Raw genomic sequence first — 13,686 nt, 5'->3', positions numbered from 1 at the left:
ACCTCTAGGATTAAAAATCAAGGAAAAAGGGGATAGGAATATGGATAAAAAAATGATGACTATCGATTTGAACAGTCAAGCTATGTTAGATAAGGCTGCAAAAGATGGTGTAGAAACTATGTATGATAGAAAGCTTTCTATGAAGGCTCAATGTGGATTTGGTCTTCAAGGAACTTGTTGTAGAATATGTGCAGCTGGACCTTGTAGAATAACTCCTAAAACTCCACTTGGATTATGTGGAGCTGATGAGCATGTAATAGTAGGTAGAAACTTTGCTAGAATGGTTGCAGCGGGGACTGCAGCTCACTCTGATCATGCAAGGGGTATAGCTCATACATTATCTTTATCTAGCAGAGATGGAAACTACACTATAAAAGATGAAGTTAAATTAGTTAATTTAGCTAAAGAATGGGGAGTAGAGACTGAAGATCGAGATATATATGATATAGCTCATGAAGTTGCAGATATAGCTTTAATGGAGTTTGGTAAACCACATGGAGTATTAAACTTCTTAAGTCGTGCTCCAAAGCAAAGACAAGAAATATGGAAAAGATACGCAATAGAACCAAGAGCTATAGATAGAGAAATAGCCACAATAATGCACTCAACTCATATGGGATGTACAGCTGATATAGATAGTTTAATAAACTTATCAATGAGAACTTCATTATCAGATGGATGGGGTGGATCAATGATAGGAACTATATTCAGTGATATACTATTCGGAACACCAACAGTTAGACAATCAGAAGCAAATCTAGGAGTATTAGAAGATAATAAAGTAAACATAATATTACATGGACATGAACCATCATTATCAGAGATGATAGTTTTAGCATCTGAAGATCCAGAATTAGTAGCATTAGCTAAAGAAATGGGAGCAGATGGAATAAACTTAGCTGGTATGTGTTGTACTGGTAATGAGGTTACAATGAGACATGGTGTAAGAACTGCAGGAGACTTCCACCAACAAGAGTTAGCTATCGTAACAGGTGCTGTAGAAGCAATGATAGTTGACGTTCAATGTATATTCCCTGCATTAGCAAAAGTCGCAGAATGTTATCACACTAAATTCATAACAACATCTCCAAAGGCAAAAATAGCAGGATCAACTTATATAGAATTCACAGAAGAAACAGCTCTTGATGATGCCAAGAGAATAGTAAGAGAAGCTATACTAAACTTCAAAAATAGAGATAAAGAAAAAGTTGAAATACCACAGTTAAAATCTTCAACAACTGTAGGATTCAGTGAACAAGCAATAATAGGTCAATTAGATAGAGTTGTAAACTCTCAAATAGATCAAGCGGGAACTGTTAAACCATTAGTAGACTGCTTAAAATCAGGAGTATTAAGAGGGGTAGTTGGTGTTGTTGGATGTAACAATGCAAGAAGTACTTCAAATAAAGCTCATGTTACTATAATGAAAGAATTAATTAAAAACGATATACTTGTAGTTACTACAGGTTGTGGTGCTTCAGCTGCTGGTAAATTTGGACTATTAACTAAAGAAGCTAGAAGTATGGCTAGTAAGGGGCTTGCAACAGTTTGTGAGTTAGTTGATATACCTCCAGTAATACACTTAGGTTCTTGTGTTGACTGTAGTCGTATATTATCTGTAGTGTCAGAAGTTGCTAAGTTCTTAGATATGGATATGTGTGATATTCCAGTAGCAGGTGTAGCACCAGAATGGATGTCAGAAAAAGCTGTTGCTATAGGTACTTATGTTGTAGCATCAGGGATAGATACATACTTAGGAATTATGCCTCCAGTTGCTGGTTCTGACAAAACTGTTGAGATATTGACTCAAACATTACAAGATTCAGTAGGAGCTACATTCAAGGTAAATGAAAATCCTGAAGAATTAGCTCAAATGATAATACAAGATATAGAAAAGAAACGTGTTCATTTTGAAAAATTAGTAGAAGAAAAAATGAATGAAGAAGCTACTGTTGAAGCTTAATAATGCAAAATAAGTAATAATTATTTATTAGTCTAAAAACGATAAGTGGATATAAATATAACAAATATCTACTTATCGTTTAATATAAATAAAAGACTAAAAATAATTAAATTTAAATAAATGTAGACATACAAAGGGATTGACCAGATTTAAATAAAGAAAAACAGAAATAAACATTAAAAAATAAAGTAACTAATGACAAAAGGTGGTATAATATGAAAATAGCAATAACAGGTAAGGGCGGAGTAGGTAAAACAACTTTTTCTTCAATGCTATCTAGAATGTTTGCAGAAGATGGATATAGAGTACTAGCAGTTGATGCTGATCCAGATGCAAACTTAGCTTTAGCACTAGGATTTCCAAGAGAAGTCTATGAGTCAATAGTTCCAATCTCAGAAATGAAAAAACTTGTTTCAGATAGGACTGCTGCATCAGTAGGATCATTTGGAAAAATGTTTAAAATGAATCCTAAGGTAGATGACATACCAGAAAATTTATGTAAAGAACATAATGGAGTAAGGCTACTTACATTAGGAACAGTAGATTCTGGTGGTAGTGGATGTGTTTGTCCAGAACATGTACTACTAAAAAGGCTATGTTCACACTTAATATTACAAAATAAAGATGTAGTTGTTATGGATATGGAAGCAGGTATTGAACATTTAGGGAGAGGAACAGCTGAAAGTGTAGATGCATTTATAGTAGTTGTTGAGCCTGGAGAAAGAAGTCTTCAGACCTATAGAAAAGTAAAAAAGCTAGGACAAGATATAGGAGTTAAAAAAGTATTTGTCGTAGGAAATAAAATTAGAAATAAAGAAGACGAGGAATTCATAATCTCTAACCTAGAGGATGGGGAACCATTAGGATTTATATACTATAACCAAGATGTTATAGACGCAGATAGATCAAACAAATCTCCATATGACACAAGTGAAGAGACTAAAAATCAGATAAAAGCAATTAAAAACCATCTAGTTAAATTGCAAAATATATAACTGAAATGTCAAAAATCTAACTTTTAAGTGTCATAATAATTATGTTAAACACTATATGTATTTAAAACCATTAACTTTGTGGTATACATACATAGTGAAATATAAAATTATTAAATTTGTAGGAGGAGATTGAGTAATGGGATTTAAATCAGATATAGAAATAGCACAAGAAGCTAAGCCACAAGATATAAGAGAGATAGCTAAAAAATTAAATTTATCAGAAGATGATATAGAACTATATGGTAAATACAAAGCTAAAGTAGATTACAACTTATTAAAAAGAGACAATGGTGGGAAAAAAGCTAAATTAATATTAACTACAGCTATAAACCCAACTCCAGCAGGAGAAGGAAAAACTACTACAACTATAGGTGTAGCTGATGGATTAGCTAAATTAGGAGAAAATGTATTAGTTGCATTAAGAGAGCCTTCTTTAGGACCTGTATTTGGTGTTAAAGGTGGAGCAGCTGGTGGAGGATATGCGCAAGTTGTTCCTATGGAAGATATAAACTTACACTTTACAGGAGATTTCCATGCAATAGGAGCTGCGAATAACTTATTAGCTGCTATGCTTGATAATCACATCCACCAAGGAAATGAATTAGGAATAGACTCTAGAAGCATAACTTGGAGAAGATGTGTTGATATGAACGATAGACAACTAAGAAATGTTGTTGACGGTTTAGGATCAAGAGGTGATGGTGTAGCTAGAGAAGATGGATTTGATATAACAGTTGCTTCAGAAGTAATGGCTGCTTTCTGTTTAGCAAGTGATATAGTTGATTTAAAAGCTAGATTAGGAAGAATAATAGTTGGATACAACTTTAATGGAGATCCTGTAACTGCTGAGCAATTAAAAGCTAATGGAGCTATGGCTGCATTATTAAAAGATGCATTAAAGCCAAATTTAGTTCAAACATTAGAAGGAACACCTGCATTTGTACATGGTGGACCATTTGCTAATATAGCTCATGGTTGTAACTCTGTTATAGCTACAAGAATGGCTATGCACTTTGCTGACTATGTAGTAACAGAGGGAGGATTTGGTGCTGACTTAGGTGCTGAAAAATTCTTAGATATAAAATGTAGAATGGCTAACTTAAAGCCAGATGCTGTTATAATAGTTGCTACAGTAAGAGCATTAAAATATAACGGTGGAGTACCAAAAGATCAATTAAATAATGAAAACTTAGAAGCTTTAGAAAGAGGAATTCCAAACTTATTAAAGCATGTTGAAAATATAACTCAAGTATTTAAATTACCAGCAGTAGTGGCTATAAATGAATTCCCAACTGATACAGAAGCAGAAGTTAACTTAGTAAGAGCTAAATGCCAAGAACTAGGTGTTAACGTTGCATTATCTCAAGTATGGGCAAAAGGTGGAGAAGGTGGAATTGAGCTAGCTAAAGAAGTTATAAGATTAACTAGCGAGCCAAATGAATTTGAATTCTGCTATGAAGATGATTTATCAATAGAAGAAAAAATAAATGCTATAGCTACTAAGATATATGGAGCTGATGGTGTAGATTTTACTCCACAAGCTCAAAAAGAATTAGCAAAATTAGAAAAAATAGGATGCGGAAAAATGCCAATATGTATGGCTAAAACTCAATATTCTTTAACTGATGATCAGACTAAGTTAGGAAGACCAACAGGATTTAGAATAACAGTTAGACAATTAACAGTATCAGCAGGTGCTGGATTTATAGTTGCTTTAACTGGGCAGATAATGAAGATGCCAGGACTTCCAAAAGTTCCAGCAGCTGAAAGAATAGATGTTGATGAAAATGGAGTAATCTCAGGATTATTCTAATAAAGGAGAATGAAACAGTAGAGTATGACTATAGTCATACCCTACTGATTACATATAAAAACCTTAGATGATTCAAGGGGGAAGAAAATGAAAATATCAGAAAAAACTTGTGTTGAATTTGTAGAAGTTTTAGCTTCTAAATCAGCAGTACCTGGAGGAGGAGGAGCAGCTAGTCTAGTTGGAGCTATAGGAATGGCTTTAGGTAGCATGGTTTGTAACTTAACAATAGATAAGAAAAAATATGCTGAATATGAAGAAAGCATAAAAGAAATCTTAGCTAAAGCAGGAGATATAGAAAAGAAATTATTAAGCATGATAGATGAAGATGCAGAAAACTTCTTACCTCTTTCAAAAGCTTACGGTCTTCCTACATCAACTGAGGAAGAAAAGAAGATAAAAGAAGAAACAATGGAGAAAGCTTTAAAGGTAGCTTGCGAAGTTCCAATAAATATAGTAAGAGTATGCTTTGATGCAATAAAATTACATGAAGATTTAGTAGATAAAGGTTCAAGACTTGCAATAAGTGATGTAGGTGTTGGAGTACAATGTTTAAGAGCTGCTATACTTAGTGGCCAATTAAATGTAGTAATAAATATTAATTCAATAAAAGACGAAGAATATGTAGCTAAAGTTAAAAATGAAGTTGATACTTTAGTTGAAGAAGGCGTAAAGATATGTGATGAAGTTTACGCTAAAGTTGAAAAAGCATTAGGTAAGTAATTATTTAAATAGAAATCAAGAATTACATAAAGTATATAAATATAAATTAATAGGGGGAATTGGATCCATGGAAACAACTATAACAAAAGGACAAATAATAAAAGGAAAGCCAGTTGCTGACCAAATAAGTGAAAACTTAATAAAAGAAGTTAATGAATTAGTTAAAGAGGGTATAAATCCTAAGTTAGCTATATTAAGGGTAGGTGCAAATGGAAGTGACTTAGCTTACGAAAGAGGAGCATTAAAAAGATGTGAAAGCATAGGAATACAAACTCAAGTTGTTGAATTACCAGAAGATGTAACTCAAGAAGAATACATAAAAACATTAAAGGGATTAAATGAAGATAAAAATGTTAATGGTATATTATGCTTTAGACCTCTTCCAAAGCAATTAGATGAAGAAGCTATAAAGTACATAATATCTCCAGAAAAAGACGTAGATAGTTTCAGCCCAATAAACTCTGCTAAAGTTATGGAAGGAGATAAAACTGGATTCCCTCCATGTACACCAACTGCAGTAGTTGAAATATTAAAGCACTATGGTGTTGAATTAAGTGGATCTAAGGTAGCTGTATTAGGTAGATCAATGGTTGTTGGAAAGCCTGCTGCAATGCTTTTATTAAATGAAAATGCAACAGTTACTATATGCCATTCAAGAACTAAAGATTTAGCTAAAGTAACTTCTGAAGCTGATGTATTAGTTGCTGCTGTTGGTAGAGCGAGAATGGTTAAAGAAGATTTCGTTAAAGAAGGAGCAGTTGTTATAGATGTTGGTATAAACGTAGATGCAGAAGGAAACTTATGTGGAGATGTTGATACTAACGCAGTACTTGATAAAGTATCTATGATAACTCCAGTTCCAGCAGGAGTAGGTTCTGTAACTACATCTATACTTGCTAAGCATGTAGTTAAAGCTTGTAAGTTACAAAACAACAAATAAGATAAGTTTTTAGGGGGAATAGAGATGATAGTTTCTGAAAATAAATCAATGCAAGAAATTTTAGGATTCTTAAAGAAAGCTCAAAAAGTTGTTATAGTTGGATGTAATGAATGTGCAGCTACTTGTAAAAGTGGTGGAGAAGAAGAAGTTTTAAAAATGAAAGAAGCTTTAGAGTCAGAAGGAAAAACTGTTTTAGGATACACTTTACTAGAACCTGCATGTAATCTTTTAAAATCTAAAAAGGATTTAAAAGTATTAAAAGAAGAATTAAAAGAAGCTGATGCTGTTTTATCTATGGCTTGTGGAGATGGAACTCAAACCATAGTTAAAAATATAAAGAAATTACCAGTATATCCAGCAAATAACACTATGTTTATCGGGGAAACAAAGAGAGTTGGAGAATTCGAAGAGTCTTGTAAGGCTTGTGGAGAATGTGAACTTGGATGGACTGGAGGAATATGTCCAGTAACTGTATGTGCTAAGGGATTAATAAATGGTGCATGTGGTGGAGCTAAAAATGGAAAATGCGAAGTTAGCCCAGAAAATGATTGTGCTTGGATAATGATATATGAAAAGTTAAAGGAATTAGATCAATTAGAAAATATGGTTGAGATGAGACCAATGAAGGATTATTCAAAGCAAAACAATCCAAGACACTTAAACTTAAAGAAAAAAGAAGAAGAAGCTTCAGCTGAGGCTTAGATCGTTTAAAAGGTTAAAAGGGGGATTTTTTCATGAGCTTATTAAGAGAAACATTAGAAAGTGGGAAGTTTGCAGTAACAACTGAAATGGCACCACCAAAAGGTACAGATCTTTCTCACTTAATAGAGTGTGCAAAACCATTAGTAGGAAGAGTTCACGCTGCAAATGTAACAGACTTCCAATCTGCAGTTATGAGAACTACTTCGCTTGCTACATGTAAATTATTAAAAGATGTAGGATTAGAACCAGTAATACAAATGACTGGTAGAGATAGAAATAGAATAGCAATACAAGGAGAAATGTTATCTGCTGGTGTATTTGGAATAAACAATATGTTAGCTTTAACAGGAGACCATACAGTAGTTGGAGATCATCCACAAGCTAAAGGAGTATTTGATTTAGATGCTGTTGGTATACTTCAAACTGCTGAAACTTTAATGAAGGGTACTGACTTAGTTGGTAACGCATTAAAAGGATCACCAGAATTTTTCTTAGGAGCTTCTGTTACTCCAGAATATGCTCCAATAGAAGTACAATTATTAAAAATGCAAAAGAAAATAAATGCTGGAGCTAAGTTCTTCCAAACTCAAGCTGTATATGATATAGAACATATGAGAGAGTTTAGAAAGTTAACTAGAGATATGGATTGTAAGGTATTAGCTGGTATAGTACCTTTAAAATCTCCAGGAATGGCTAAGTTTATGACTGCTAATGTTCCTGGTATATTTGTTCCAGATGATCAAATAGAAAGATTAAGAGCTGCAGGAAAAGAAAATTGGGTATCAGAAGGTATAAAGATGGCTGGAGAGTTCATAAGACAATTAAAAGAAGAAGATTTATGTGATGGTGTTCACATAATGGCTATAGGAGCAGAAGAAAATGTTCCAGCTATATTAGATGCTGCAGGTTTATAATATATAGATAAATAGCTATGTTGCTTAAGTTTTCTAACTTAAGTAACATAGTATAAATAGATTTTATTAACGGATATAAATGGGGGAAAAAATATGAAAATAGCAGTTGTAGGTGGTGGACCAGGAGGATACGTTGCTGCAATAAAGGCAGCTATGCTTGGTGCTGAAGTAACAGTAATAGAGAAAAAGAGAGTTGGAGGAACTTGCTTAAATGTAGGGTGTATACCAACTAAAGCATTATTAGCATCTTCTTCTATGTTAATGAATATAAAAGAAGCTAAAGATTATGGAATAAATATAGATGGTGAAATCAATGCAGATTTCAAAGCTATAATGGGAAGAAAAGATAAAATAGTAAACCAATTAATAGGTGGTATAGAATTTTTATTTGAAAAAAGAGGAGTTAACTTAGTTAATGGATTCGGAAAATTAGTAGATAAAAATACTATAGAAGTTACTAAAGAAGATGGAAGCTCAGAAATAGTTAAGGCTGATAAAATAATATTAGCTAACGGTTCTGTTCCAGTAGTTTTACCAATGTTCCCATATGATAAAAAGAGAGTTATAACTAGTGACGAAGTACTAGGACTTGAAGAATTACCAGAGTCTATGTTAATCGTTGGTGGTGGAGTTATAGGTTGTGAAATAGGTCAATTCTTAAGAGCTTTAGGAACTGAAGTAACTATAGTTCAAAGAGGAGATCAAATATTACCTTTTGAGGATAAAGATGTAGCAAAACAGTTGCAGAGACAGTTTAAAAAGGATAAAATTAAAGTGTTAACAGATAGTGGAGTAGAGAAATGTGAAGTTGTAGAAGATGGGGTTATATCTACACTTTCAAATGGAAAAGAGATAAAAACACAATATGTTTTAATGGCAATAGGTAGAAAACCAAATCTTGAAGGTTCTGGAATAGAGGAAATAGGTATAGAGCTTAATAGAGGTAAGATTGTAGTAGATGAAAACTTACAAACTAATATAGAAGGTATATATGCAATAGGTGATTTAATAGATACACCATTCTTAGCACATGTTGCTTCTAAAGAGGGTATAGTAGCTGTGGAAAACGCTTTAGGCAAATCTAAAACTGTTGATTATACAGCAGTTCCAAGATGTGTATATACAGAGCCAGAGCTAGCTGCTGTTGGGAAAACAGAAAGACAATTAGAAGAACAAGGTATAGAATATCATGTTGGTAAGTTTGAATTTAGAGGATTAGGTAAAGCTCAAGCTATGGGTCACTTCCAAGGATTTATAAAGGTTCTTGCAGATAAAGAAGACAAAATAGTTGGAGCATCTATAGTAGGTCCTCATGCTACAGACCTATTAACAGAATTATCTCTTGCAGTACACTTAGGATTAACAGTAGAGCAAGTAGGAGATGTTATACATGCACATCCAACATTATCAGAAGGGTTAATGGAAGCTCTTCATGATGTACATGGAGAATGTGTTCATGCAGCTCCTAAATTAGCAAAAGCATAAGATAAAAACAGAGTAAAGGGGAAAAGCTCTGTTTTGACAAATAAAGGGGGAAATCTTGGTATGGGATATAACATAGCAGTAGCAGGAAAAGGTGGAACTGGTAAGACTAGTCTTACAGGGCTTTTAATTAATAATTTAGTAAGTAATAAAAAAGGACCAGTATTAGTTGTAGATGCAGATGCTAATGCTAACATAAATGAAGTATTAGGTATAGATGTTGAAGATACGATAGGGTCTATAAGAGAAGAAGTAAATCAAAGGGAAAAACAAGGTAATGCTTTTCCAGGAGGAATGACTAAGGCTCAATATTTACAATATAGATTAAATACTTGTATGTCAGAAGGCGAAGGATATGACTTAATAGTAATGGGAAGATCTGAGGGTGAAGGTTGTTATTGTTATGTTAATGGGATATTAAGAGAGCAAACAGACAAACTAGCAGATTCTTACGAATATTTAGTTATAGATAACGAAGCTGGAATGGAACATTTAAGTAGAAAAACTACTAAGCACATAGACAAATTGCTATTAGTTAGTGATTGTTCTAGACGTAGTGTTCAAGCTGTTGCTAGAATAAGAGATTTAGCTAGGGAATTAAAGCTAAGTGTTTCAGATATATATTTAATTGTAAATAAAGTTCCAAATGGAATATTAAATGATGGGATAAAAGAGGAAATTGAAAAGCATAATCTAAGTCTTATAGGTGTAGTACCTATGGATGAAATGATATATGAATATGATTCTAATGGTATACCTTTAGTAGAATTACCAAAAGAATCAAAAGCTAAAGTTGCTATAAATGATATAGTAACTAAATTAGAATTAAAATAGGCTTAAGGGGGAGTAAACTATGGCATTCAAGATGTCTGTTCAAAAGTATTCTGGTAAAATATCAGAAGTAGAAATAGGGACAGGAGAAAAAGCGATAAAAATAGGTGGAGAGAATATTCTACCATTTTATAACTTCGATGGGAATGGTGGAAATACTCAAAAAATAGGAATAGAAATAACTGACATATATCCAGAAGGATGGAGCGATGCTTTTAAAGAAATGTATAAAGATGTTTGTGATTGTCCAGTTAAGTGGGCTAAGCATGTAGAAGAAAATACAAAAGCAGACTTTATATGCTTAAAGCTTGAAAGTGCAGATCCAAATGGATTAGATAAAACTCCAGAAGAGTGTGCTGAGGTAGCTAAAAAAGTTGTTGAGGCTGTTAGTGTACCAGTAATTATAGCTGGATGTGGAAACCATGAAAAGGATGCTAAGTTATTTGAAAAAGTAGCGCAAGCAGTAGATGGGCATAATTGTTTATTCTTATCAGCTACAGAAGACAACTACAAGGCAGTAGGGGCTGCGGCTAGTATGGCTTATAGTCATAAAGTGTCTGCTGAGTCTTCAGTTGATATAAACCTAGCTAAACAATTAAACGTATTATTAGGACAATTAGGCGTTAAATCTGAAAATATAGTTATGAACATAGGTTCATCAGCTGTAGGATATGGATATGAGTATGTTGCATCAACTATGGACAGAATCAGACTTGCTGCATTTGGTCAAAATGATAAAACATTACAAATGCCAATAATAACTCCAGTTTCAAAAGAAACTTGGAATGTTAAAGAATCTATAGCAAGTGTTGAAGATGAACCAGCTTGGGGATGTGTAGAAAAAAGAGGTATAGCAATGGAAATATCAACTGCTGCAAGTGCATTAGTTGGTGGATCAAATGCAGTTATACTTCGCCATCCAGAGTCAGTAGAAACTATAAAAGAATTAGTTAGCGCATTAGCTTAATAAATTGTAAGGTTAGGGGGAAAAAATCATGGCATTAAAAGCTTTAGATATATTCAAATTAACACCAAAGAAAAACTGTAAGGACTGTGGATTTCCAACTTGTATGGCTTTCTGTATGAAAGTTGCATCAGGAGCAGTAGAGGTAGAAAAGTGTCCACATATGTCTGATGAGGCATTAGCAAAATTATCAGAAGCAACTGCACCATTAATGAGAGGTGTAAAAGTTGGAGCTGGAAATTCTGAATATGAATTAGGAGCAGAAACTGTATTATTTAGACATGAAAAAACATTAGTAAATAGAAATAGATTTGCAGTAGCATTCTGTGAATGTATGACTGATGAGCAAGTAGATGCAAAACTTGCTAACATGAAAGCTGTTGACTACGTAAGAATAGGTGAAGAAATGAGAGTTGAAATGGCTCTAATAGAATACTTTGAAAATAAAGAAGGATTCTTAAGGGTAGTTAACAGAGTTAAAGATAGCGGATTAGATTTAGCTTACATATTAGTATGTGAAGATGCTGAAGTTGCTAAAGAAGCTGTTGAAATATTAAAAGATAAAAAACCAGTAGTATACGGAGCTACTAAAGACAACTATCAAGCTATGATAGATGTAGTTAAAGGAGATAAGTTAGCTTTAGGTGTTAAAGCATCTAGTTTAGAGGAATTGTACTCTACAGTAGAAGCTATACAAGCTGCAGGATATAGAGAATTAATATTAGATGTAACAGGAGAAAATATAAAAGATACATTTACAAATGCTGTTCAAGTTAGAAGAATAGCATTAAAAGAACAAGACAGAACATTCGGATACCCATCAATAGTATTTGCAAATAAATTAGCTAAAGAAAATCCTAATATGGAAGTTGCTTTATCATCTGTATTCACAGTTAAATACGGTTCTATAATCGTAATAGATGATATAGACTATTCTAAAGCATTACCATTATTTGCTCTAAGACAAAACATATTCACTGACCCACAAAAACCAATGAGAGTTGAAACAAAAGTTTATCCAATAAATAATCCAGATAAGAATTCTCCAGTAATAGTTACTGTTGACTTCGCTTTAACTTATTTCATAGTATCGGGAGATGTAGAAAGATCTAAAGTTCCTGTACATTTAGCTATCCCAGATGCTGGAGGGTACTCAGTATTAACAGCTTGGTCTGCTGGTAAGTTTAGTGGAAGTTCTATAGCTAACTTCATAAAAGAATCTAATGTAGCAGAAATTACTGATAATAGAGATTTAATAATACCAGGTAAGGTTGCAGTTCTTAAGGGAGATATAGAAGAGGCATTACCAGGATGGAATGTAGTTATAGGACCTGAAGAATCTATGGAATTACCAAAGTTCTTAAAAGAATACAAAGCTAAGAAAGATGAAGCTTTAGCTAACGCGTAATATTAAAATCAATAACATATGCTAGTCAATGAACTACATATACTCAAATAGAGGTATATAGTGAATTGGCTAGTATAAAATTTAACGAAAAAGACTTTTAGAGTCTAATTAAGGGGGATAATTACTATGGAAAAGTTCATGATAATAGGGGAAAGAATACACTGTATATCACCAGTAATAAGAAAAGCATTAGAAGAAAGAAATCCAGAGCCAATACTTAAAAGAGCTAAAGAGCAATTAGAAGCAGGAGCTCACTATATAGATTTTAATATAGGGCCAGCTGAAAGAGATGGAGAAGAGTTAATGACTTGGGGAGTTCAATTACTTCAAAAAGAATTTAACAATGTTCCATTAGCATTAGATACTGCTAATAGAAAAGCTATAGAAGCAGGTCTTAAAGTTTACAATCCTATAAATGGTAAAGCTATAATAAACTCTGCAGACGCAGGTGGAAGAATAGATTTAATAGACTTAGCAGGAGAATACCAAGCTAAAGTAATAGCTTTATGTGCTAAAGAAGGTATACCAAAGGATAATGATGAGCGTATGGCTTACTGTCAAGAAATGTTAGAAAGAGGTTTAATGGCTGGATTAGAGCCAGAAGACATGTTATTTGACCCATTATGCTTAGTTATAAAAGGTATGCAAGATCAACAAATGGACGTTTTAGAATCTATAAGAATGATGACTGAAATGGGATTATTAACTACAGGTGGATTATCTAACGTATCTAATGGTTGTCCAAAGCATGTTAGACCAATACTTGATAGTACTTGGCTTGCAATGGCAATGGCAAATGGATTTAGTTCAGCTATAGTAAACCCATGTGACGAAGAAATAATGAGAACAGTAAAATCTTGTGACATAATAAGAAATGCCTCTTTATATGCTGACTCATATTTAGAGCTTAATGAAGGTGGATTTGCATTTAATGCATAATAAAGAAAAGAGATA

Annotated in this window: 12 protein-coding genes; all 12 read left to right on the top strand. The window is 33.2% G+C overall.

The features are described from left to right. Positions 1 to 40: 40 nt before the first annotated feature. Positions 41 to 1,963 (top strand): anaerobic carbon-monoxide dehydrogenase catalytic subunit, encoded by a 1,923-nt coding sequence (cooS, locus tag I1959_RS11150; protein ID WP_092923564.1) that lies wholly within the window; start codon positions 41 to 43, stop codon positions 1,961 to 1,963. Positions 1,964 to 2,178: 215 nt separating this feature from the next. Beyond that, positions 2,179 to 2,958: an ATP-binding protein gene (locus I1959_RS11145; RefSeq protein WP_092923567.1), complete on the top strand. Its 780-nt coding sequence runs from the start codon at positions 2,179 to 2,181 to the stop codon at positions 2,956 to 2,958. 136 nt (positions 2,959 to 3,094) lie between these two features. After that, positions 3,095 to 4,771 carry a formate--tetrahydrofolate ligase gene (locus I1959_RS11140; RefSeq protein WP_092923570.1) on the top strand — a complete coding sequence of 559 codons (1,677 nt, stop codon included), beginning with the start codon at positions 3,095 to 3,097 and terminating at the stop codon, positions 4,769 to 4,771. Positions 4,772 to 4,858: 87 nt separating this feature from the next. Further along, the gene (locus I1959_RS11135) at positions 4,859 to 5,491 is read left to right on the top strand and encodes a cyclodeaminase/cyclohydrolase family protein (RefSeq protein WP_195238309.1); all 633 of its coding nucleotides are present in this window, start codon (positions 4,859 to 4,861) and stop codon (positions 5,489 to 5,491) included. A gap of 67 nt (positions 5,492 to 5,558) precedes the next feature. Further along, positions 5,559 to 6,431 (top strand): bifunctional 5,10-methylenetetrahydrofolate dehydrogenase/5,10-methenyltetrahydrofolate cyclohydrolase, encoded by an 873-nt coding sequence (locus tag I1959_RS11130; RefSeq protein WP_092923577.1) that lies wholly within the window; start codon positions 5,559 to 5,561, stop codon positions 6,429 to 6,431. A gap of 24 nt (positions 6,432 to 6,455) precedes the next feature. Next, a complete protein-coding gene (locus tag I1959_RS11125; RefSeq protein WP_092923580.1) occupies positions 6,456 to 7,133 on the top strand; it encodes a methylenetetrahydrofolate reductase C-terminal domain-containing protein in 678 nt (225 codons plus the stop codon). A gap of 32 nt (positions 7,134 to 7,165) precedes the next feature. After that, entirely contained in the window at positions 7,166 to 8,047 is an 882-nt protein-coding gene (locus I1959_RS11120; RefSeq protein WP_166506009.1) for a methylenetetrahydrofolate reductase, read from the top strand. Positions 8,048 to 8,140: 93 nt separating this feature from the next. Continuing rightward, positions 8,141 to 9,532: a dihydrolipoyl dehydrogenase gene (lpdA, locus tag I1959_RS11115; protein WP_166506008.1), complete on the top strand. Its 1,392-nt coding sequence runs from the start codon at positions 8,141 to 8,143 to the stop codon at positions 9,530 to 9,532. Between the two features lie 60 nt (positions 9,533 to 9,592). Next, positions 9,593 to 10,363, top strand: coding sequence for an ATP-binding protein (locus I1959_RS11110; protein WP_092923588.1), 771 nt, complete (start codon positions 9,593 to 9,595; stop codon positions 10,361 to 10,363). 19 nt (positions 10,364 to 10,382) lie between these two features. Further along, positions 10,383 to 11,327, top strand: coding sequence for an acetyl-CoA decarbonylase/synthase complex subunit delta (gene acsD / locus I1959_RS11105; RefSeq protein ID WP_092923591.1), 945 nt, complete (start codon positions 10,383 to 10,385; stop codon positions 11,325 to 11,327). A 28-nt stretch (positions 11,328 to 11,355) separates the two neighbouring features. Next, on the top strand, positions 11,356 to 12,732 hold the full coding sequence (gene acsC, locus I1959_RS11100; RefSeq protein ID WP_166506007.1) for an acetyl-CoA decarbonylase/synthase complex subunit gamma: 1,377 nt from the start codon (positions 11,356 to 11,358) through the stop codon (positions 12,730 to 12,732). A 126-nt stretch (positions 12,733 to 12,858) separates the two neighbouring features. Further along, on the top strand, positions 12,859 to 13,671 hold the full coding sequence (gene acsE / locus I1959_RS11095; RefSeq protein WP_166506006.1) for a carbon monoxide dehydrogenase/acetyl-CoA synthase methytransferase subunit: 813 nt from the start codon (positions 12,859 to 12,861) through the stop codon (positions 13,669 to 13,671). Positions 13,672 to 13,686: the final 15 nt, after the last annotated feature.

This window comes from Romboutsia sp. 1001285H_161024_C4 (assembly GCF_015550185.1).
Taxonomy (GTDB): Bacteria; Bacillota; Clostridia; order Peptostreptococcales; family Peptostreptococcaceae; genus Romboutsia_C; species Romboutsia_C hominis.
This window is presented reverse-complemented; position numbering and strand designations above follow the sequence as displayed.